At 61.2% G+C, this 19,911-nt stretch carries 22 protein-coding genes; 15 read left to right on the top strand and 7 right to left on the bottom strand.

Annotated elements, in window-relative coordinates:
* The first annotated feature begins 42 nt into the window (after positions 1 to 42).
* From metG to KY379_RS18890, 7 genes are all read left to right on the top strand, one after another.
* Positions 43 to 2,082 (top strand): methionine--tRNA ligase, encoded by a 2,040-nt coding sequence (gene metG / locus KY379_RS18920; protein WP_133331823.1) that lies wholly within the window; start codon positions 43 to 45, stop codon positions 2,080 to 2,082.
* A gap of 90 nt (positions 2,083 to 2,172) precedes the next feature.
* Positions 2,173 to 2,712, top strand: a complete 540-nt coding sequence (locus tag KY379_RS18915; RefSeq protein ID WP_133331824.1) for an Rnf-Nqr domain containing protein — start codon at positions 2,173 to 2,175, stop codon at positions 2,710 to 2,712.
* Entirely contained in the window at positions 2,709 to 3,692 is a 984-nt protein-coding gene (locus tag KY379_RS18910; protein WP_133331825.1) for an RnfABCDGE type electron transport complex subunit D, read from the top strand. Before KY379_RS18915 ends, KY379_RS18910 begins: the two co-directional genes overlap by 4 nt.
* On the top strand, positions 3,689 to 4,291 hold the full coding sequence (locus KY379_RS18905; RefSeq protein WP_261241149.1) for an RnfABCDGE type electron transport complex subunit G: 603 nt from the start codon (positions 3,689 to 3,691) through the stop codon (positions 4,289 to 4,291). The genes KY379_RS18910 and KY379_RS18905 overlap by 4 nt, the downstream gene beginning before the upstream one ends.
* Complete coding sequence (locus KY379_RS18900; protein WP_261241150.1) at positions 4,284 to 4,808, top strand: Rnf-Nqr domain containing protein; 525 nt, start codon at positions 4,284 to 4,286, stop codon at positions 4,806 to 4,808. The genes KY379_RS18905 and KY379_RS18900 overlap by 8 nt, the downstream gene beginning before the upstream one ends.
* 4 nt (positions 4,809 to 4,812) lie before the next feature.
* Entirely contained in the window at positions 4,813 to 5,451 is a 639-nt protein-coding gene (gene nth, locus KY379_RS18895) for an endonuclease III (protein ID WP_133331828.1), read from the top strand.
* 104 nt (positions 5,452 to 5,555) lie between these two features.
* Positions 5,556 to 5,732, top strand: a complete 177-nt coding sequence (locus tag KY379_RS18890; RefSeq protein WP_165976115.1) for a PA3496 family putative envelope integrity protein — start codon at positions 5,556 to 5,558, stop codon at positions 5,730 to 5,732.
* A 51-nt stretch (positions 5,733 to 5,783) separates the two neighbouring features.
* Here KY379_RS18890 and KY379_RS18885 read toward each other — a convergent pair whose 3' ends face one another.
* Entirely contained in the window at positions 5,784 to 6,410 is a 627-nt protein-coding gene (locus KY379_RS18885; RefSeq protein ID WP_133331829.1) for a response regulator transcription factor, read from the bottom strand.
* Positions 6,411 to 6,777: 367 nt separating this feature from the next.
* Here KY379_RS18885 and KY379_RS18880 point away from each other — a divergent pair, with 367 nt between their 5' ends.
* Positions 6,778 to 7,257 (top strand): hypothetical protein, encoded by a 480-nt coding sequence (locus KY379_RS18880; RefSeq protein WP_261241151.1) that lies wholly within the window; start codon positions 6,778 to 6,780, stop codon positions 7,255 to 7,257.
* A 64-nt stretch (positions 7,258 to 7,321) separates the two neighbouring features.
* Here the strand turns inward: KY379_RS18880 and KY379_RS18875 are convergent, their stop codons facing one another.
* Together KY379_RS18875 and KY379_RS18870 are read right to left on the bottom strand one after the other, a co-directional pair.
* Complete coding sequence (locus KY379_RS18875; protein ID WP_133331831.1) at positions 7,322 to 8,539, bottom strand: argininosuccinate synthase; 1,218 nt, start codon at positions 8,537 to 8,539, stop codon at positions 7,322 to 7,324.
* Positions 8,540 to 8,665: 126 nt separating this feature from the next.
* Positions 8,666 to 9,601 (bottom strand): flagellar protein MotY, encoded by a 936-nt coding sequence (locus KY379_RS18870; protein ID WP_133331832.1) that lies wholly within the window; start codon positions 9,599 to 9,601, stop codon positions 8,666 to 8,668.
* A 129-nt stretch (positions 9,602 to 9,730) separates the two neighbouring features.
* Here KY379_RS18870 and pyrC point away from each other — a divergent pair, with 129 nt between their 5' ends.
* Positions 9,731 to 10,777 carry a dihydroorotase gene (gene pyrC / locus KY379_RS18865; protein ID WP_133331833.1) on the top strand — a complete coding sequence of 349 codons (1,047 nt, stop codon included), beginning with the start codon at positions 9,731 to 9,733 and terminating at the stop codon, positions 10,775 to 10,777.
* A gap of 59 nt (positions 10,778 to 10,836) precedes the next feature.
* Positions 10,837 to 11,448 (top strand): ribonuclease T, encoded by a 612-nt coding sequence (gene rnt / locus KY379_RS18860; protein WP_230385459.1) that lies wholly within the window; start codon positions 10,837 to 10,839, stop codon positions 11,446 to 11,448.
* Between the two features lie 61 nt (positions 11,449 to 11,509).
* Here rnt and KY379_RS18855 read toward each other — a convergent pair whose 3' ends face one another.
* Entirely contained in the window at positions 11,510 to 12,112 is a 603-nt protein-coding gene (locus KY379_RS18855) for a peroxiredoxin (RefSeq protein WP_133331835.1), read from the bottom strand.
* 213 nt (positions 12,113 to 12,325) lie between these two features.
* Here KY379_RS18855 and KY379_RS18850 point away from each other — a divergent pair, with 213 nt between their 5' ends.
* Both KY379_RS18850 and bfr read left to right on the top strand, forming a co-directional pair.
* On the top strand, positions 12,326 to 12,547 hold the full coding sequence (locus tag KY379_RS18850; protein WP_133331836.1) for a bacterioferritin-associated ferredoxin: 222 nt from the start codon (positions 12,326 to 12,328) through the stop codon (positions 12,545 to 12,547).
* A gap of 200 nt (positions 12,548 to 12,747) precedes the next feature.
* Positions 12,748 to 13,221 carry a bacterioferritin gene (bfr, locus tag KY379_RS18845; protein ID WP_133331837.1) on the top strand — a complete coding sequence of 158 codons (474 nt, stop codon included), beginning with the start codon at positions 12,748 to 12,750 and terminating at the stop codon, positions 13,219 to 13,221.
* A gap of 71 nt (positions 13,222 to 13,292) precedes the next feature.
* On the opposite strand, the gene grxD is transcribed toward bfr, so the two are convergent.
* Both grxD and KY379_RS18835 read right to left on the bottom strand, forming a co-directional pair.
* Entirely contained in the window at positions 13,293 to 13,628 is a 336-nt protein-coding gene (gene grxD / locus KY379_RS18840) for a Grx4 family monothiol glutaredoxin (protein WP_010952251.1), read from the bottom strand.
* A gap of 91 nt (positions 13,629 to 13,719) precedes the next feature.
* On the bottom strand, positions 13,720 to 15,828 hold the full coding sequence (locus KY379_RS18835; RefSeq protein WP_261241152.1) for a molybdopterin oxidoreductase family protein: 2,109 nt from the start codon (positions 15,826 to 15,828) through the stop codon (positions 13,720 to 13,722).
* 364 nt (positions 15,829 to 16,192) lie between these two features.
* Between KY379_RS18835 and argF the strand changes: the two genes are divergently transcribed.
* Together argF and KY379_RS18825 are read left to right on the top strand one after the other, a co-directional pair.
* A complete protein-coding gene (gene argF, locus KY379_RS18830; protein WP_133331839.1) occupies positions 16,193 to 17,113 on the top strand; it encodes an ornithine carbamoyltransferase in 921 nt (306 codons plus the stop codon).
* Positions 17,110 to 18,219, top strand: a complete 1,110-nt coding sequence (locus tag KY379_RS18825; RefSeq protein WP_133331840.1) for an ABC transporter ATP-binding protein — start codon at positions 17,110 to 17,112, stop codon at positions 18,217 to 18,219. Before argF ends, KY379_RS18825 begins: the two co-directional genes overlap by 4 nt.
* Before the next feature lie 38 nt (positions 18,220 to 18,257).
* On the opposite strand, the gene ybaK is transcribed toward KY379_RS18825, so the two are convergent.
* Positions 18,258 to 18,728, bottom strand: coding sequence for a Cys-tRNA(Pro) deacylase (gene ybaK, locus KY379_RS18820; RefSeq protein WP_261241153.1), 471 nt, complete (start codon positions 18,726 to 18,728; stop codon positions 18,258 to 18,260).
* 303 nt (positions 18,729 to 19,031) lie between these two features.
* Here ybaK and KY379_RS18815 point away from each other — a divergent pair, with 303 nt between their 5' ends.
* Positions 19,032 to 19,883, top strand: a complete 852-nt coding sequence (locus KY379_RS18815) for an MIP/aquaporin family protein (RefSeq protein WP_133331842.1) — start codon at positions 19,032 to 19,034, stop codon at positions 19,881 to 19,883.
* The last annotated feature ends 28 nt before the right edge of the window (positions 19,884 to 19,911 follow it).

The raw sequence follows: 19,911 nt of genomic DNA, 5'->3' as shown, positions 1-19,911 counted from the left end.
ACCTGTTTTTTACCCCGTCGCCAGATAAGTAGCCGAGCCACCATGTCCGAGCCACGTCAGATTCTCGTTACCAGCGCCCTGCCCTATGCCAATGGATCCATTCACCTTGGCCATATGCTCGAGTACATTCAGACGGACATGTGGGTGCGCTTCCAGAAGCTGCGCGGGAACCAGTGCATCTACGTCTGCGCCGACGACGCCCACGGCTCGGCCATCATGCTGCGCGCCGAAAAGGAAGGCATCACCCCGGAGCAATTGATTGCCGATGTCCAGGCCGAGCACAGCGCTGACTTCGCCGATTTCCTGGTCGACTTCGACAACTTCCACTCGACCCACTGCGAAGAAAACCGCGAGCTGTCCACGCTCATCTACACCCGTCTGAAAGATGCCGGGCACATCGCCACCCGTTCGGTCACCCAGTACTACGACCCGGAAAAAGGCATGTTCCTGGCCGACCGCTTCATCAAGGGCACCTGCCCCAAGTGCGCGGCCGAAGACCAGTACGGCGATAACTGCGAGAAGTGCGGGGCGACCTACGCGCCCACCGAACTGAAGAATCCCAAGTCGGCGATTTCCGGGGCGACCCCGGTACTGCGCGACTCCCAGCACTTCTTCTTCAAGCTGCCCGACTTCCAGGCCATGCTGCAGCAGTGGACCCGCAGCGGTACCCTGCAGGACGCCGTGGCCAACAAGCTGGCCGAATGGCTCGACTCGGGCCTGCAGGAGTGGGACATCTCCCGTGACGCGCCGTACTTCGGCTTCGAGATCCCCGGCGAGCCTGGCAAGTACTTCTACGTCTGGCTGGATGCGCCGATCGGCTACATGGCCAGCTTCAAGAACCTCTGCGCGCGTCGTCCGGAGCTGGACTTCGACGCGTTCTGGAATGCCGATTCCAAAGCCGAGCTGTACCACTTCATCGGCAAGGACATCGTCAACTTCCACGCCCTGTTCTGGCCAGCCATGCTCGAGGGCGCAGGTTACCGCAAGCCCAACGGCATCAACGTGCATGGCTACCTGACCGTCAATGGCGCCAAGATGTCCAAGTCGCGGGGCACCTTCATCAAGGCGCGCACCTACCTGGACCATCTGCAGCCTGAATACCTGCGTTACTACTACGCAGCCAAACTGGGCCGGGGCGTCGACGACCTGGACCTGAACCTCGAAGACTTCGTGCAGAAGGTCAACTCCGACCTGGTCGGCAAGGTCGTCAACATTGCCAGCCGTTGCGCCGGCTTCGTGCACAAGGGCAATGACGGTGTACTGGTGGCAGGCGACGCCGCCCCGGAACTGACCGAAGCCTTCCTGGCCGCCGCGCCGTCGATCGCCGAGGCCTACGAAGGGCGCGACTTCGCCCGCGCCATGCGCGAAATCATGGCGCTGGCCGACCGCGCCAACGCCTGGATCGCCGACAAAGCACCCTGGTCGTTGGCCAAGCAGGACGGCAAGCAGGCCGAGGTTCAGGCGATCTGCGCCCAAGGTATCAACCTGTTCCGCCAACTGGTGATCTTCCTCAAGCCGGTGTTGCCGGTACTCGCCGCAGATGCCGAGGCCTTCCTCAATGTGGCGCCACTGACCTGGAACGATCACCTGTCACGCCTGGAAAACCACACGCTGAACGCCTTCAAACCGCTCATGAGCCGCATTGAGCCGGCCAAGGTCGAGGCGATGGTCGCCGCCAGCAAGGAAGACCTGGCCGCTACCCAGACTGCAGTACCTGCGGGTAACGGCGAGCTGGCCAAGGATCCACTGTCGGCCGAGATCGAATTCGATACCTTTGCCGCCGTCGACCTGCGCGTGGCGCTGATCGTCAAGGCCGAGGCGGTTGCCGGTGCCGACAAGCTGCTGCAACTGACCCTGGACATCGGTGACGAGCGCCGCAATGTGTTCTCCGGCATCAAGTCGGCCTATCCCGACCCGTCGCAGTTGGAAGGCCGCTTGACCATGATGGTGGCCAACCTCAAACCGCGAAAAATGCGCTTCGGCATTTCCGAGGGCATGGTCATGGCAGCCGGCCCAGGTGGCGAAGAGATCTACCTGCTTAGCCCCGACAGCGGTGCCAAACCAGGTCAACGCATCAAGTAAGCCCCAAGCCCCGGCCTCAGTGCCGGGGCTTTGCTTTCACCCGTCGCGCCAAGACGACACACCTGCCCACGGACGACTATCGTAATTGCCATGAACGATGCCGTCTTGCTGCTGGTCAGCGCCGTGCTGATCAATCACCTGGCCACCAACACCTGCGCAACCGATCGCCATGGGTTGGGGCTGTTCTGTGCGCTTTACGTCGCCCTCGGCGTCAGCAGTGGCTATCTGCTCGACGCCTGGCTGCTGACGCCCTGGCACCTGCAAGACCTGCGTCTGTTCATACTGCTGCCCTGGCTGGCTCTGCTTGGCTGGACAATGCCGCATGCCTTGACCCGATTGGGCCTTGCCTGGGGGGATCGATCTGCGCAACAGCCGCTGGCGATAAACGTGCTGGTGCTAGGGTTGATTCTGCAGCTTGGCGAAAACACTGGAAGCTGGCTGACGACGTTGGGCTGCGCCGTATTGGGCGGCCTAGGCTTGTGGTTGGCGCTGGTTCTGTTCGACGACCTGCGTCAGCGCACCCGACACGACGACGTGCCAACCTGCCTGCGTGGATTGCCCATCGAATTGCTCGGCGTCGGCGTGATGACCATGGCGTTCAGCGGACTCAGCGGGTTGCTCAGGCCATGAGCCAGACACAACGCAGCGATGCCCAGCGCTTACGCCAGACCATGGTCTTGGTACTGCTGGCATGCATTCCCGGCGTGCTGGCCTTGCTCTGGCAGTACGGTTGGGGTGTCGCGGTGAATTTGTTGCTGTGCTCACTGTCCGCCGTGGCCAGCGAAGCGCTGTTGCTGGCGTGGCGCCAACGCCCCATCGGCACCGCCCTCGCCGACACGAGCGCGCTGGTCACTGCCGTATTGCTGGCTGCCGCATTGCCCCCAGGCGCCCCCTGGTGGCTACCCGTGACCGCCGCAGCCGTCGCCATTGGCGTGGGCAAACAGGCCTTTGGGGGGGTGGGCCGCAACCTGTTCAACCCGGCCATGGTGGGCTATGCCTTCGTCCTGCTGAGCTTCCCCCTGCAGATGAATCACTGGCCCGACCAGGCGCACGGTTTGCTCGATACCTGGCAAGCGGTATTCGGCAGCGGCCAACAGGCCGATGCCTGGGCTCAACCCACGGTACTCGATGGCCTGCGTCATAACCGCAGCCTGACGATCGATGAGCTGTTCACCCGTCATCCCGGTTTTGGCACCGTCGGCGGACGCGGTAGCGAGTGGGCCAACCTTGGGTTCCTGCTCGGCGGACTGGTACTGCTGCAACGCAAAGTCATCACCTGGCACGCACCCGCGGGCCTGCTGGCGGGTTTGGCCCTGTTCAGCCTACTGGCCTGGAACGGCTCGGGGTCCGACTCCAATGGCTCCCCCCTGCTTCACCTGTTCTCCGGCTCGACGATGCTGGGTGCCTTCTTCATCATTACCGAACCGGTCTCGGCGCCACGGGCCGCGCTGGCCAAGCTGCTGTACGGATTTGCCGCCGGGCTGCTGATCTATCTCATCCGCACCTGGGGCAATTACCCCGATGGTACCGCTTTTGCGGTGCTGTTGATGAACCTGGCCGTACCGAGCCTCGAACGCCTCGCCATGCGCCGCCAGCAGGTGGCGCCATGAACAACCACGGACGTAATATCCTCGGCCTGCTCGTGATAACCGCGCTGGCAGTGTCGGCAACGCTGGCCTGGCGACACTGGACCGAACCCGCCAGGGCCCGTGCCCAGGTCCAGCTGCAAACCGAGCAGCGACTGGCCGTGCTGCCTGCACACAGCTATGACAATCGTCCACTGGATGCCCCGCTCGCGCTGGCGGAATCGCAGCTACCCAACAGCCGCCTCCAGGCGGGCTACCTCGCGACCCTGGCCAATCGGCCCAAGGCGATCCTGCTGATCAGCCAGATCCAAGGCTATACCGGCCCCATCACCCTGAGCATCGCCATCGCGCCCGACGGCCGCCTATTGGCCAGTCGTGTCATCGGGCAACAGGAAACGCCGGGGCTCGGCGGGCGTCTTGGCGAACCGCAACTGGCTTGGCTGACGCAGTTCGCCGGACACCGGTCGACAGACCATTGGTCCCTCAGGCGTGACGGCGGCGACTTCGACCAGCTGGCCGGTGCCACAGTCACATCCCGAGCGGTGATGACAGCACTGCGCGAGGCCCTGAGCTACTTCGATCAACACCGCCATGCGCTGCTGGGCAACTCCGACCATGACTAGTCTTTATCTGCTCGCCGTCGGCCTCGTGCCTCTGCTGGGAGCCACCCAGACCTTGGCTCAAGGCTGCCTGTTCGGCCTGTACGCCGTTTGCCTGACGGCACTGCACCAAGCATTTGTGGCACCGCTGCGCCGCCGACTAAGCAGCGGTGCCTGCCGTCTGGCCAGCCTGGTAATCCTGGCCGCCCTCAGCAGTTGCCTGCAGTTGGCCCTCGCCACTTGGAACCTGCCTCTGGCCATAGCACTTGGGCATTGGCCAGTGCTGTTCGCCGTGCAATGCCTACTGGTCGAGCACCTGCTCGGCAGAACCCGCGGCTGGCGACCGCTGGCGCTGTACCTGGGTAGCCTGCTGGGCAGCAGCCTGCTGCTCGGCGCCTGCCGCCAGTGGCTTGGACATTGGGCAGGCCTGCAGTTGGCAGGCCTTGCGCCAGGCGCATTGATACTGCTCGGATTACTCCTGGCCTTGTACAATCGAACGAAAACGGGCATTGCCCGACCAAGCCGTGAAGGAAAGCCCTGACCCCATGAATGCCGCAAAACGCCTCGAGATCTTTCGCAGGCTGCACGAAGACAATCCCGACCCGAAGACCGAGCTGGCCTACACCACACCTTTCGAATTGCTGGTTGCCGTGACTTTGTCGGCGCAATCGACCGACGTTGGGGTCAACAAGGCCACGGCTCGGCTGTTCCCGGTCGCCAATACCCCCGAGGCCATTTACGCCCTGGGAGTCGAGGGCCTGAGCCAGTACATCAAGACCATCGGTCTGTACAACAGCAAGGCCAAGAACGTGATCGAGACGTGCCGCCTGCTCATCGAACGTCACGGTGGCGAGGTTCCACAAACTCGCGAAGCCCTGGAGGCATTGCCGGGGGTTGGCCGCAAGACCGCCAACGTGGTACTCAACACCGCTTTCCGTCAACCGACCATGGCGGTGGACACGCATATTTTCCGGGTCAGCAACCGTACCGGCATCGCCCCCGGCAAAACCGTACTGGAGGTCGAGCGCAAACTGATCAAGTTCGTACCCAAGGATTATCTGCTGGACGCCCACCACTGGCTGATTCTCCATGGGCGCTACGTTTGCCAGGCGCGCAAGCCGCGCTGTGGAAGTTGCCGGATAGAGGATCTGTGCGAATTCAAACAGAAGACTTCCGACGATTGAGCCGATAGTAAAAAAGCGGTAGTGGCGATTGAAAAAATCTTTTTTACCAGGCTTCGCTTTCTCGCTATAAGGACGGCCAATGGCCCCTTGGCTTGGAGCGAATCATGAGTACCGACAAAGAAGACCTGTCGATCGAAGATGACATTGATATCGTCGATGACGACGCAGAGCCTCAGGTGGAAACGGCGAAGACCAACCTGAGCAAGCGACGCACCATCGATAACCTGCTGGAAGAGCGTCGCCTGCAAAAGCAACTGGCCGATTTCGACTACGACCTCTAAACCTGCAGGAAAGCCGCCAACGGGGGCTTTCCGAGCGATGTCGGGTGTCGGTCATGCCAGACCATGACGCTGGGCGAGCTCGATCAGGTCGACCAGCGAACGGGCATTGAGCTTCAGCAACAAGCGAGTCTTGTAGGTGCTGACCGTCTTGTTGCTGAGAAACATGCTTTCGGCAATTTCCTTGTTGGACCGGCCCCTGGCGAGTTGTTGCAGCACCGTCATCTCGCGGGCCGAAAGGCGGTCGACCATTTCCGTTTCACTGCAGCCACCCAGTCGGCCACGCGTTTTGTGCAGGGCCTGGTTGGGGAAATAGCTATATCCGGAAAGCACCGCCTTGATTGCGCTGAGTAGCTCGGTGAGTTCCTGTTGCTTGCAGACATACCCTGCAGCACCCGCCTGCATGCACCGCATCGAAAAATGCCCTGGGGCCTGCGATGTCAGGACCAGTACCCGGCTACGTGGGCTGACCCCCGTGACACGGGTGATGACCTCCAGGCCATCCAACTTGGGTATGCCGATATCCAGTACCACGATATCCGGCAGATATTCCCGCACCAGTTGCAAGGCTGCCACACCGTTGTCGGTCTCGCCGACGATATCGTATCCATGCCGCTCCATCAGCATGCGTACGGCCAGGCGTATGACCGGATGATCATCCACAATAACGACTTTATTCATGCGATATCCATTCAACGATTTTATTAGTCACGAGCCGCCACAATAACCGAGCAACCCCCCTAAGCGCGTAACCATCCCCTGCTTAAACGCACGAATAGATAAAACCTACATAACTCAGAGAAAATTCCTACACGCGACTCATGGAAAACAATCTGTTTTCCACTTCTTCCATGAACTGACTAAACGCTAACAAAGCTACGGGAACCGGCCCAGTTGCCATAGCAGCACCGGCGTGAAGGATTTTTCGTTTCCGCTTCAACGTTGGAAAGTTACCGGGAAAGCGTTCAGCTACAGGAAAGCCTTGGCACTTCAGTGCGGCCGACATAAGGGCTATCGATAGTCGGACACACTGACGGAGGCTGTATCCTTGGCCCGTTTACAACCAGTCGCCCCACTCACGATCATTGCGATCTTCGCCGGGATAGCCGAGGCTTCCGCGCTGGCTACATTGCCGTTTCTCAGCGAACACAGCCAAGCGCTGTATACCTGGTTTCTGGTGGGCTTCCCCTTTTTCCTGACGGCGCTGTTCTTCATTACGCTGAACTTCAACTACAAATCGTTCTACAAGCCTGACCCGCGCCAGGCCACTGCGAAACGCAATCAAGCGAGCCGCGATGCGCTCGCCGAGCGAATGATAGAGGCCAGCGAGGCAGCGTCCAGCGCGCCGTTCACCGTTACACTGACAGGACCTGCAGCGCAACGAATGATCGAGAGCCAAATCTGTCACTCCCTGGCTCAGCCTGGTGGGCATACCTGCCAGTGGGTTTTCTGCAACCTTGAGACACGCCAATGCATCCATTTTTCACTTAGCAAATTGCCCGGTGAGGCGACAGCGGAAACGCTCTGAGCGGCCTGGGGCAGACACAAAAAAAAACCCCGGCCTGAGCCGGGGTCGGTACAGCAGCAATGCCTCAGAGCAGCGAACGGCCCTTGTTGGCAGCAATACGCATGCGCAGAGCGTTGAGCTTGATGAAGCCAGCGGCGTCAGCCTGGTTGTAGGCGCCGCCATCTTCTTCGAAGGTCGCGATGTTGGCGTCGAACAGCGAGTCGTCGGACTTGCGACCCACCACGGTGACATTGCCCTTGTACAGTTTCAGACGCACTACGCCGTTCACGTTGACCTGCGAAGCGTCGATCATCTGCTGCAGCATCACACGCTCCGGGCTCCACCAGTAACCGGTGTAGATCAGGCTGGCGTACTTGGGCATCAGCTCGTCTTTGAGGTGAGCGACTTCACGGTCCAGGGTGATCGATTCGATCGCACGGTGGGCCTTGAGCATGATGGTGCCGCCCGGGGTTTCGTAGCAACCACGGGACTTCATGCCGACATAGCGGTTCTCGACGATGTCGAGGCGACCGATACCGTTGGCACCACCAATGCGGTTGAGATCGGCCAGCACGGTCGCCGGGGTCTTCTCGACGCCGTCGATGGCGACGATATCACCGTTGCGGTAGGTCAGCTCGATGTAAGTCGCCTGGTCAGGGGCGTTCTCCGGGGAGACGCTCCAGCGCCACATGTCTTCCTCGTGCTCGGTCCAGGTATCTTCCAGGACACCGCCCTCGTAGGAGATGTGCAGCAGGTTGGCGTCCATCGAGTAAGGCGATTTCTTCTTGCCGTGACGCTCGATCGGGATGCCGTGCTTCTCGGCGTAGTCCATCAGCTTCTCGCGGGACAGCAGGTCCCACTCACGCCATGGGGCGATGACCTTGACGCCTGGCTTGAGTGCGTAGGCACCCAGCTCGAAACGAACCTGGTCGTTGCCTTTACCGGTAGCGCCATGGGAAATGGCGTCTGCGCCGGTTTCGTTGGCGATTTCGATCAGGCGTTTGGCGATCAGCGGACGGGCGATCGAAGTACCCAGCAGGTACTCGCCTTCGTAGACGGTGTTGGCGCGGAACATCGGGAACACGAAGTCACGCACGAATTCTTCGCGCAGGTCATCGATGTAGATCTCTTTGACGCCCATCGCCTGGGCCTTGGCGCGGGCTGGCTCGACCTCTTCGCCCTGGCCCAGGTCAGCGGTGAAGGTCACCACTTCGCAGTCGTAGGTATCTTGCAGCCACTTGAGAATCACCGAAGTATCAAGGCCGCCGGAATACGCCAGTACGACCTTTTTTACGTCCGCCATGCCATCACTCCACGGGGTTGTACGGAAAGCGGTCGATTCTACCGGTCTTGCGCACGAATTTACAGTGGGGCGACAGCTTCTGACGACAAAGCGACAGTATCTGTCGAAGGTGCGACGGACGGCCGATCAGGACGATTTCGCTGGCGGTTGCGAGGCTTTGGCGTCGGCCGCGGGCGCCGCTTGGGCGGGTTGAGCGGGCTTCTCGACCGGCGCCACGCGATCGAGCTCGATGTTCACCCGGCGGTTGCGTGCCCGGTTCGCGGCACTGTTGTTCCTGACCAGCGGATAGCGCTCCCCATGGAAGCGCACGACGATCTGCTCTTCCGGCACGCCATGGGCCTTGAAGTAATCGGCCACGGCCAGCGCGCGTCGGCGCGAGGTATCGCGGTTGGTCAAGCGGTTGCCGCTGTTGTCGGAGTGACCATTGAGCTCGATGTGATTCACCGAAGGATCGGCCTTCAGGTAATCGAGAATCACGTCCAGCCGCGCCCGAGCCGAGGCATCCAGCTCGATACCGCCACCGGGGAAGCCGACCTGGGTCTGGCGGATCTGGTCAAAGTTCATCGGCAGCATCTTGGCCGCGCAGGCTTGATAGTCGTTGTAGGCTTTGCTGAAGCTGACTGGCAACACCCGCACTTCCATTGCCCTGCCGCCTTCGCCGGTGTAATTGCGCACCACCGTGCTGCGCCCATCGAGCAGGCCATTGATCAATCGGCTGGCCTGGCCTTGGGATGACGTGAACAACACGCCGGTGCGGGACATGCGCACCACGCCCAAATTGACATCGCCACGCCCCGGCTGCCAAGGCGCGGCCGCTGCCAGCAAGGTGGCAGAGCCGGCACCCAGCACATTGCTGGCCGAGCGCAGCTGGAACACCGGCTGTTCACCTGCCCGACGCACGAACTCGCCACTGCCGAAGCCGTCGATCGGCTGGATCAGGCGACATTCGAACTGATCGCCTTCGACCGTCCAGGCGACATTTTCCATGCGGGTCTGGAAGGTCAGCGCGCCCGCCGGAATGCTGGCGAACAAGGTGAACAGGGCTAGATAACGCTGGCGCACGGGCGGCTCCACTTATTTGACGGCTTACCTGGAGGCTATCGGGCGCTTGGCGGAAAACTTGAAGCCCGTGCTCGGCCCAGGGTTTTCCGGTAGCATTGGTCCTTGAGTTCGACCCGCCTGGAATCCCCAATGTCCGATCGCCTGACCCTCCTGCGTCCCGACGACTGGCACATCCATCTGCGTGATGGTGCCGTCCTGCCTCATACCGTTGGCGATGTGGCGCGTACCTTCGCCCGTGCCATCATCATGCCCAACCTGGTTCCGCCGGTACGCAATGCCGAAGAAGCCGGCGCCTATCGCGAGCGCATCCTCGCCGCTCGCCCGGCCGGCAGCCGCTTCGAGCCGCTGATGGTGCTGTACCTCACCGACCGCACCAGCCCAGAGGACGTCCGTGCAGCGAAGGCCAGTGGCTTCGTGTACGCCGCCAAGCTGTACCCGGCCGGCGCCACCACCAACTCCGACTCCGGCGTGACCAGCATCGACAATATTTTCCCCGCGCTCGAGGCACTGGCCGAAACTGGCATGCCGTTGTTGGTGCACGGTGAAGTCACGCGCAGCGAGATCGACGTGTTCGACCGCGAGAAGCGCTTCATCGACGAGCATCTGCGCCGTGTCGTCGAGCGTTTCCCGACCCTGAAGGTGGTGTTCGAGCACATCACCACCTCCGACGCCGCGCAGTTCGTCAGCGAGGCCCCGGCCAACGTCGGCGCCACCATCACCGCCCAACACTTGCTTTACAACCGCAACCACATGCTGGTTGGCGGCATCCGCCCGCACTTCTATTGCTTGCCGATCCTCAAGCGCAACACCCACCAGGTGGCGTTGCTGGACGCGGCCACCAGCGGCAATCCGAAGTTCTTCCTGGGCACCGACTCCGCCCCGCACGCACGCCACGCCAAGGAAAACGCCTGCGGTTGCGCCGGTTGCTACACCGCCTATGCGGCGATCGAGTTGTACGCCGAAGCGTTCGAACAACGCAACGCACTGGATAAACTCGAAGGCTTTGCCAGCCTCCACGGCCCTGCCTTCTACGGCCTGCCGGCGAACACCGACACCATCACCCTGGTCCGCGAGGAGTGGACCGCCCCGGACAGCCTGCCGTTCGGCGAGCAGACCGTGGTGCCGCTGCGCGCGGGCGAGCAACTGCGTTGGCGCCTGCTGGAGGACAACGCGTGAGCGAAGACCTCTACGAAGACGATCAGGATGTCCAGTCGGGCAGCGCTTCACGCCACCCCATGGCCGAACGCTTCCGCGGCTATCTGCCGGTAGTGGTGGACGTCGAGACCGGCGGCTTCAACAGCGCCACCGATGCCTTGCTGGAAATCGCCGCGGTGACCATCGGCATGGACGAGAAAGGCTTCCTGTTCCCGGAGCACACCTATTTCTTCCGGGTCGAGCCGTTCGAAGGCGCCAATATCGAGCCGGCAGCGCTGGAGTTCACCGGCATCAAGCTGGACCATCCCCTGCGCATGGCAGTGAGCGAGGAAAGCGCCCTGACCGACATCTTCCGTGGCGTGCGCAAAGCGCTCAAGGCCAACGGTTGCAAGCGGGCAATCCTGGTCGGCCACAACAGCAGCTTCGACCTGGGTTTCCTCAACGCGGCAGTGGCACGCAACGACATCAAGCGCAATCCGTTCCACCCGTTCTCCAGCTTCGATACAGCCACCCTGGCCGGACTGGCTTATGGCCAAACCGTATTGGCGCGAGCCTGTCAGAGCGCAGATATCGACTTCGATGGTCGTGAGGCGCACTCGGCACGCTACGATACCGAGAAGACCGCCGAACTGTTCTGCGGCATCGTCAACCGCTGGAAAGAAATGGGCGGCTGGCGCGACTTCAACGATTGAAGCTGCACCTTGAAGCAAAAAAAACCGGCCATCGAGGCCGGTTTTTTTATGCGCTCGGCAATTACAGCTTGCCGGCGTTCTCGCTCAGGTAAGCAGCGACGCCTTCTGGCGAAGCGGTCATGCCCTGGTCGCCTTTCTTCCAATTGGCAGGGCAGACTTCGCCGTGCTCTTCGTGGAACTGCAGGGCGTCGACCAGACGCAGCAGCTCGTCCATGTTACGGCCCAGTGGCAGGTCGTTGACGATCTGCGAACGGACAACGCCGTTCTTGTCGATCAGGAAGGCACCACGGAACGCTACACCGCCTTCGGACTCGACGTCGTAGGCCTTGCAGATTTCGTGGGAGATGTCGGCAGCCAGGGTGTACTTGACCTGACCGATGCCGCCATTGTTGACCGGGGTGTTACGCCAGGCGTTGTGGGTGAAGTGCGAGTCAATCGAGACACCGATCACTTCCACGCCACGGGCGGCGAAGTCAGGGATGCGGTTGTCCAGGGCGATCAGCTCGGACGGGCAGACGAAGGTAAAGTCCAGCGGGTAGAAGAACACCAGGCCGTACTTGCCCTTGATGGCCGAGGCCAGGTTGAAGCTGTCGACGATCTCGCCGTTACCGAGGACGGCCGGGACGGTGAAATCGGGGGCTTGTTTGCCAACGAGTACGCTCATTGTAATCTCCTGATGAGGGTGAAGAACCGTTTGCCGGGCCAAGCGGAAAGGCCAGACATCCAACAAAGGCCGACCATCATACACGGCTTCTCATGACAGGCCGAATCGAACCGCCGGTCGCTCAAGCACGGCGCTCCCGCAAAGCCCTTTGACAAGCATTCTCATTACCATTACTCTCCAACCCATCGACTCAACCAGCGATGGTCCGACTTTATGTATGTGTGTCTTTGTGTCGGCGTGACCGACGGCCAGATCCGCGATGCGATCTATGAAGGATGCTGCAGCTACAAGGAAGTTCGAGCCGCGACCGGCGTCGCCAGCCAATGCGGCAAATGCGCTTGCTTGGCCAAAGAGGTGGTGCGCGAGACCCTGACGAGTGTGCAGGTAAGCCAACAGGCGGCCCTGCCCTACCCTGTGGAATTCACCGCTGCCTGAATTGCCCGATTTCAAAGAACCGGACCCTGCGTCCGGTTTTTTTATGCCTTAAATTCAATAAGTTAGGCTACCAACGCGGTTCACAAACATTCTTATTCCTATTAATTTTCACTTATTATTCAAGAACTTAGGTTTGACAGCCCTTACTATCGGGCTCAAACTTCCTGCATTGGCACTCATCTCAAGGGCAGGAACCCGCAATGAAAGGCGACGTAAGCGTCATCCAGCATCTCAACAAGATCCTCGGAAACGAGCTGGTCGCAATCAACCAGTATTTCCTGCACGCCCGTATGTACGAAGACTGGGGCCTGAACAAGCTCGGCAAGCACGAGTACAAGGAATCCATCGACGAGATGAAGCACGCTGACAAACTGATCAAGCGTATTCTGTTCCTCGAAGGCATTCCTAACGTTCAGGACCTCGGCAAGTTGTTGATCGGCGAACACACCAAGGAAATGCTCGAGTGCGACCTCAAGATCGAGCAGAAAGGCCTGGTCGACCTCAAGGCGGCCATCGCCCATTGCGAAACACAAGGCGACTTCGGTTCGCGTGATCTGCTCGAGGACATTCTGGAGTCCGAGGAAGAACACATCGACTGGCTGGAAACTCAGCTGGGGCTGATCGACAAGATCGGCATCGAGAACTACCTGCAGTCGCAGATGGGCGAAGAATGATTCGCACACGCTGACTCGAGGCATGAAAAAACCCGCTCATGGCGGGTTTTTTCATGCCTCGGGAATGAGGATCAGGCTTCGGAAGCCTTGGCCTTGGCGGCAGCGTCCTTGATCAGGGTCTGCAGCTCACCCTTTTCGAACATTTCCAGCATGATGTCGCTGCCACCGACCAGCTCACCGGCAACCCACAGCTGTGGGAAGGTCGGCCAGTTGGCGTACTTGGGCAGGTTGGCGCGGATTTCCGGGTTCTGCAGGATGTCGACGTAGGCGAACTTCTCGCCACAACCCATCACGGCCTGCGAAGCACGCGCAGAGAAGCCGCACTGCGGAGCATTCGGCGAGCCTTTCATGTAAAGCAGAATGGTGTTGTTGGCAATCTGCTCTTTGATCGTTTCGATGATATCCATGTAGCACCTCGGCTGAACTTTCCGACGCAAATGTCGGCACGGTGACGCATTGTAACGGAAACCCGATCAGCATGCTCGGCCTTACCGTTCATCAAGCGGCACCGACCTGCACAGGGACGCCATTGAGCGCCGCGTTGCCCGATACCCGATCGCGCAGACGTTCATCGGTCAGGTCGTTGGCACTCACCCCAGGTTGCGTCTGGGCCACCTGCAACCTCACGCCCTGGCGTCCGTGGCCGAATCCATGGGGCAGGCTGACCACCCCAGGCATCATGTCCTCGCACGCCTGCACCTCGACTTCCAACGTCCCCGTACGCGAACGCACGACGACCCGCTGGCCATCCTGCAAGCGCCGTTGCTGCAGGTCGAATGGGTGCATCAGCAAATGATGACGCGGCTTGCCTTTTACCAGGCGGTGGAAGTTATGCATCCATGAATTGTTGCTGCGCACATGGCGGCGTCCGATCAACAGCAGTTCGTCGGGTGCAGCGGGGGCCTGCCGGCCCAGCCGCTGCAGATCGTCCAGCAACACCTGCGGTGCGACCTCGACCGCTCTACTGGCCGTCGCCAGGCGTGCCGCGAGGTTGGCACGCAGTGGTCCAAGGTCGAGCCCATGGGGGTAGTGGTCCAATGCCTGCAGGGACAGATTCCAGGCCGAATCCTGACCATAGCGCCCACTGCGTAGGGCTTGATCGATCATCCGCGCCGGCGGGACGGTCGGCTTGAGCTCCAGCCCGGCCCGTTTGGCAAAGGCCTGGGCCAGGCCGACGAAGATTTCCCAGTCGTGCAGCGCACCCTCCGGCTTGTCCAGGATCGCCCGGTTGAAGCGGGTGACGTTGCGTACCGCCAGCAGGTTGAAGGTCGTGTCGTAATGATCGTTTTCCAACGCCGAGGTCGAGGGCAGGATCAGGTCGGCATGGCGGGTGGTTTCATTGATGTACAGGTCGATGCTGAGCATGAACTCCAGCCCTTCCAATGCCTTGTCCAACTGCCGCCCATTGGGCGTGGACAGCACCGGGTTACCCGCCACCGTCACCAGGGCGTGCACCTGGCCTTCGCCGGGGGTGAGGATTTCCTCGGCCAAAGCGGCCACCGGCAGCTCACCGCCATATTCAGGCAAACCGGAGACGCGGCTCTGCCAGGCATTGAAATGCCCCCCCGAGGTACTCGCCACCAGGTCCACCGCCGGTTCGGTGCAAAGCGCCCCACCCTCTCGATCAAGATTGCCCGTGACCAGGTTGATCACCTGCACCAGCCAGTGACACAGCGTGCCGAAAGACTGGGTCGAGACGCCCATGCGGCCATAACAGACCGCTTTGTCAGCCGCCGAGAAGTCGCGGGCCAGCTGGCGTATGCTGGCCGCGTCGATGCCGCAATGCGCACTCATCGACTCGGCATCGAACGCTGCAATGCCAGAGCGCAACGCCTGCAACCCTGCGATCGGCAGGTGCGAGCCGCGGACCAGGCCCTCATCGAACAAGGTGTGGAGCAAGCCGCATAACAGCGCGGCGTCGCCACCGGGCCGGATGAACAAGTGGCTGTCGGCGATCGCTGCTGTTTCGCTGCGTCGTGGGTCTACCACCACCAGTCGGCCACCGCGAGCGCGCAGGGCCTTGAGGCGCTTTTCGACATCCGGGACGGTCATGATGCTGCCGTTGGAGGCCAGCGGATTACCGCCCAGGATGAGCATGAAATCGGTACTGTCGATGTCCGGAATCGGCAGCAGCAGGCCATGACCGTACATGAGATGACTGGTCAGATGTTGCGGCAATTGGTCGACCGAGGTGGCCGAGAAGCGATTGCGGGTCTTGAGCAGGCCAAGGAAATAGTTGCTATGGGTCATCAGGCCGTAGTTGTGCACGCTCGGATTACCCTGGTAGACCGCCACGGCATTGCGCCCATGGGCCTGCTGAATTGCCCAGAGCCGCTCGGCAGCCAGTTCGAAGGCTTCGTCCCAGCCGATGGCTTGCCACTGCGAGCCAACGCGCTTGTGGGGTTGGCGCAGACGATCCGGGTCGTCCTGGATATCCTGCAACGCGACCGCCTTGGGGCAGATATGTCCTCGGCTGAAGGGGTCCTCGGGGTCACCCTTGATCGAATGAATGCGCGACCGCCCGTCGTCGTCTCGACCGACTTCGATGTTCAATCCACAAATCGCTTCGCACAGATGACAGGCGCGGTGGTGAAGGGTCTTGGTCATGGCCGCCTCGGCCTCGTGGTTGTCCAGCCACGACTATGCGCTCAGGCCAGACCCCCGGCCAGTGCGCTTTGCGCCGTGAATCAGGCGACATCAGGCTGGTCATTGGCGACACGCATTTGCCAAATCGGCGACAAGCCGTGTACAAACCTCTGTAGCAAATAAAGAACAGCGTCGACACTGCCTGTCATGACACCCCTTGCAACAGTGATGCTGTTCTCCCCCTTGGTTTCAGGCGACATTTAATTATAGTATTGCGCCTTTCCCTATTTCGTCCGCCCCGTGCGGCTTACGCCGCAGGTCACTCCCGTTGTCAAAAAAAACCATACGGTCGACCTGCATACCGTTGCAGATAAGGTAGTCAAACATGAGCGCTAGGCACTTTCTCTCCCTGATGGATTTCACCGCTGACGAATTGCTCGCCGTGGTCCGTCGAGGCATCGAGCTGAAGGACCTGCGTAACCGCGGCGTACTGTTCGAACCGCTGAAGAACCGGGTGCTGGGCATGATCTTCGAGAAATCCTCGACGCGTACCCGCCTGTCGTTCGAAGCCGGCATGATCCAACTCGGCGGCCAGGCGATCTTCCTCTCGCCACGCGACACCCAACTGGGCCGCGGCGAGCCGATCAGCGACAGTGCCATCGTCATGTCGCGCATGCTCGACGCCGTGATGATTCGTACCCATGCCCACGCCACCTTGACCGAGTTCGCCGCCAATTCCCGCGTCCCTGTGATCAACGGACTGTCCGACGAGTCGCATCCCTGCCAACTGCTGGCCGACATGCAGACCTTCCTCGAGCACCGTGGCGCCATCCAGGGCAAGACCGTGGCCTGGGTCGGTGACGGCTTCAACATGTGCAACTCCTACATCGAAGCAGCCGTGCAGTTCGATTTCCAGCTGCGCATCGCCTGTCCGGAAGGCTATGAGCCCGATCCACGCTTCCTGGCCCTGGGTGGCGAGCGCGTACAGATCGTCCGCGATCCGCGTGAAGCGGTGAGGGGCGCGCACCTGGTGACCACCGACGTATGGACTTCCATGGGGCAGGAAGAGGAAACTGCACGGCGCCTGGCGCATTTCGCGCCTTATCAGGTCACCCGCGAACTGCTCGACCTGGCGGCACCCGACGCCCTGTTCATGCATTGCCTGCCCGCCCACCGCGGCGAGGAAATCAGCCAGGACCTGCTCGACGACCCTCGCTCGGTCGCCTGGGACCAGGCTGAGAACCGCCTGCATGCGCAGAAGGCCCTTCTCGAATTCCTTGTAGAACCGGCTTACCACCACGCATGAGTCAAACCCTACTGCTCAACTTGCGCGACCTTGCCTGCGGCTATGGCGACCAGCGCATCGTCCAGAACCTCAATCTGCACCTGAACGCAGGCGACATCGGTTGCCTGCTGGGTTCCTCCGGTTGCGGCAAGACCACCACCCTGCGCGCCATCGCCGGCTTCGAGCCAGTGCATGCCGGTGAAATCCAGCTGGCGGGCGAAGTCATATCCCGAGCCGGGTTCACGCTTGCGCCGGAAAAACGCCGGATCGGCATGGTGTTCCAGGACTATGCACTGTTTCCTCACCTCACGGTGGCCCAGAACATCGCCTTCGGCATCGCCAAACATCCCCGGCAGGGTGAGGTGATCGATGAGATGCTGGAACTGGTCAAGCTCGGCGGCTTGGGCGGACGCTATCCGCATGAACTTTCCGGCGGCCAGCAACAGCGGGTGGCGCTTGCTCGCGCTCTGGCCCCGGAACCCCAGTTGCTGCTGCTCGACGAGCCGTTTTCCAACCTTGATGTCGAGCTGCGCCGGCGCTTGAGTCACGAGGTACGTGACATTCTCAAGAACCGAGGCACCAGTGCGATCCTGGTCACCCATGACCAGGAAGAAGCCTTTGCCGTCAGCGATCACGTCGGGGTGTTCAAGGAAGGCCGCCTGGAGCAATGGGATACCCCCTACAACCTTTACCATGAACCGCAGACCCCCTTCGTCGCCAGCTTCGTCGGCCAGGGCTATTTCATTCGCGGCCAGATGAGCAGTCACGAAGCGGTCAATACCGAGCTGGGCGAGCTGCGTGGCAACCGCGCCTATACCATGGCACCCGGCAGCTCGGTGGACGTGTTGCTGCGCCCCGACGACATCGTGTACGCCCCCAACAGTGGCCTGCGTGCCAGCATCACTGGCAAGAGCTTTCTTGGTGCCTCGACCCTGTACCGCCTGCAATTGCCCACCGGCAGCCAGTTGGAGGCGATCTTCCCAAGCCATATCGATCACCAGGTTGGCGACGAGGTCGGCATCAGTGTGGCCGCCGATCACCTGGTGCTGTTCCCGGTACCGGGCAGTGTCGCCGCCCAACTGTCGCGCCAGGAAACCAGCGTGCGCCGTTACAGCTCAGCCAGCTGATCCTATGACCTGGGGCTGCGCCGCAGCTCCAGGCTCCTTCATTCCCGACCGATCCCGGCAAACACCCCCTGGGTATGCTCGGCCAGCACCGCCGCGGCCAGTTCCACTTCCAAGCCTCGCCGCCCAGCACTGACATGAATGGTCGAAAAGTCTTGCGACGATTGATCGATGAACGTGCGTAAGCGTTTCTTCTGTCCCAGCGGGCTGATGCCTCCGACCAAGTAGCCAGTGGCGCGTTGCGCCGCCATCGGGTCGGCCATTTCGCACTTCTTCACCCCGGCGGCCTGGGCCAGGGCCTTGAGGTCCAGGGTGCCGCCCACCGGCACGACCGCCACGAGCAATTCGCCCTTTTCGCTGGCCGCCAGCAACGTCTTGAACACCTGGCGTGGATCCAGGCCAAGCTTTTCTGCCGCTTCAAGCCCATAAGAGGCCGACTTGGGGTCGTGCTCGTAGCTGCGCACCCGGTGTTTGGCGCGCACCTTCTTGAGCAGGTCGAGGGCTGGGGTCATGTGGTGCTCCGATCTGGTACAGGTCGGCGGCTACTTTAGGGCAAATCCCGCCCGCCAGCCAACCAGACACGCAGCAATGCGTCTAGGGCGGGATATGCACCCGTGATGCGGGGCCAAATCGTGACCGAGCGTTCACTTTCGACCTTTGACATCAGCGTTTCTTGTCTATATTTTTTCGTTTGTGAATAATCAGTGCACTCAAAATGTGCATATTTCAACATCTGCCCGGTCTCAATGGGGATCGATACCGGGCATTGCTGTCGAGCGCCACGTGCCTCACAACAAAAACAAACGAGGTCATACATGACGACTGCTCTGCGCCAACCTACGCTGTCCAGCCAGTGCCTGGCGGAATTTCTCGGCACCGCGCTCCTCATCTTCTTCGGAACCGGCTGCGTCGCCGCCCTCAAAGTCGCGGGCGCCAGCTTCGGGCTTTGGGAAATCAGCATCATCTGGGGGGTGGGGGTCAGCATGGCGATCTACTTCACCGCCGGTGTGTCCGGTGCGCACCTGAACCCGGCGGTGAGCATCGCGCTGACGGTGTTCAGTGGGTTCGAACGCCGCAAACTGCCCTTCTACATTCTCGCGCAGGTCACCGGCGCCTTCTGTGGTGCCGCGTTGGTGTACACCCTGTACAGCAACCTGTTCTTCGACTTCGAACAAGCCCACGCCATGTTGCGCGGCAGCCCGGCCAGCCTGGAGCTGGCTTCGGTGTTCTCCACCTACCCACACCCTGCGCTCTCCATCGGCCAGGCGTTTCTGGTCGAAGTGGTGATCACCGCTATCCTCATGGCAGTGATCATGGCCCTTGCCGACGATAACAATGGCCTGCCACGCGGCCCGCTGGCGCCGCTGCTGATTGGTTTGCTGATCGCAGTGATCGGCAGCGCCATGGGCCCGCTGACCGGATTCGCGATGAATCCCGCCCGCGATTTTGGCCCAAAACTAATGACTTTCTTCGCCGGTTGGGGCGAAATCGCCTTCACGGGTGGACGCAGCGTTCCTTATTTCCTGGTACCGGTGTTCGCACCGATCCTGGGCGCATGCCTGGGTGCAGCCATCTATCGCGGCCTGATTGCCCGCAACTTGCCGCAGGCACCGGACGCTGACGCTGAACCGAACGACAATCGCCGGGCCGATGCCCAGGTCAATTGACCTGGCCATCCTACACGCCCCCGACCTC

The organism is Pseudomonas sp. HD6422 (assembly GCF_025377065.1).
Taxonomy (GTDB): Bacteria; Pseudomonadota; Gammaproteobacteria; order Pseudomonadales; family Pseudomonadaceae; genus Aquipseudomonas; species Aquipseudomonas putida_U.
This window is presented reverse-complemented; position numbering and strand designations above follow the sequence as displayed.

What these genes read in the sequence shown, in the direction of transcription:
- metG (WP_133331823.1), top strand. Translation starts at nt 43, where the DNA reads ATGTCCGAGCCACGTCAGATTCTCGTTACCAGCGCCCTGCCCTATGCC.
- KY379_RS18915 (WP_133331824.1), top strand. Translation starts at nt 2,173, where the DNA reads ATGAACGATGCCGTCTTGCTGCTGGTCAGCGCCGTGCTGATCAATCAC.
- KY379_RS18910 (WP_133331825.1), top strand. Translation starts at nt 2,709, where the DNA reads ATGAGCCAGACACAACGCAGCGATGCCCAGCGCTTACGCCAGACCATG.
- KY379_RS18905 (WP_261241149.1), top strand. Translation starts at nt 3,689, where the DNA reads ATGAACAACCACGGACGTAATATCCTCGGCCTGCTCGTGATAACCGCG.
- KY379_RS18900 (WP_261241150.1), top strand. Translation starts at nt 4,284, where the DNA reads ATGACTAGTCTTTATCTGCTCGCCGTCGGCCTCGTGCCTCTGCTGGGA.
- nth (WP_133331828.1), top strand. Translation starts at nt 4,813, where the DNA reads ATGAATGCCGCAAAACGCCTCGAGATCTTTCGCAGGCTGCACGAAGAC.
- KY379_RS18890 (WP_165976115.1), top strand. Translation starts at nt 5,556, where the DNA reads ATGAGTACCGACAAAGAAGACCTGTCGATCGAAGATGACATTGATATC.
- KY379_RS18885 (WP_133331829.1), bottom strand. Translation starts at nt 6,410, where the DNA reads ATGAATAAAGTCGTTATTGTGGATGATCATCCGGTCATACGCCTGGCC.
- KY379_RS18875 (WP_133331831.1), bottom strand. Translation starts at nt 8,539, where the DNA reads ATGGCGGACGTAAAAAAGGTCGTACTGGCGTATTCCGGCGGCCTTGAT.
- pyrC (WP_133331833.1), top strand. Translation starts at nt 9,731, where the DNA reads ATGTCCGATCGCCTGACCCTCCTGCGTCCCGACGACTGGCACATCCAT.
- rnt (WP_230385459.1), top strand. Translation starts at nt 10,837, where the DNA reads ATGGCCGAACGCTTCCGCGGCTATCTGCCGGTAGTGGTGGACGTCGAG.
- KY379_RS18855 (WP_133331835.1), bottom strand. Translation starts at nt 12,112, where the DNA reads ATGAGCGTACTCGTTGGCAAACAAGCCCCCGATTTCACCGTCCCGGCC.
- KY379_RS18850 (WP_133331836.1), top strand. Translation starts at nt 12,326, where the DNA reads ATGTATGTGTGTCTTTGTGTCGGCGTGACCGACGGCCAGATCCGCGAT.
- bfr (WP_133331837.1), top strand. Translation starts at nt 12,748, where the DNA reads ATGAAAGGCGACGTAAGCGTCATCCAGCATCTCAACAAGATCCTCGGA.
- grxD (WP_010952251.1), bottom strand. Translation starts at nt 13,628, where the DNA reads ATGGATATCATCGAAACGATCAAAGAGCAGATTGCCAACAACACCATT.
- KY379_RS18835 (WP_261241152.1), bottom strand. Translation starts at nt 15,828, where the DNA reads ATGACCAAGACCCTTCACCACCGCGCCTGTCATCTGTGCGAAGCGATT.
- argF (WP_133331839.1), top strand. Translation starts at nt 16,193, where the DNA reads ATGAGCGCTAGGCACTTTCTCTCCCTGATGGATTTCACCGCTGACGAA.
- KY379_RS18825 (WP_133331840.1), top strand. Translation starts at nt 17,110, where the DNA reads ATGAGTCAAACCCTACTGCTCAACTTGCGCGACCTTGCCTGCGGCTAT.
- ybaK (WP_261241153.1), bottom strand. Translation starts at nt 18,728, where the DNA reads ATGACCCCAGCCCTCGACCTGCTCAAGAAGGTGCGCGCCAAACACCGG.
- KY379_RS18815 (WP_133331842.1), top strand. Translation starts at nt 19,032, where the DNA reads ATGACGACTGCTCTGCGCCAACCTACGCTGTCCAGCCAGTGCCTGGCG.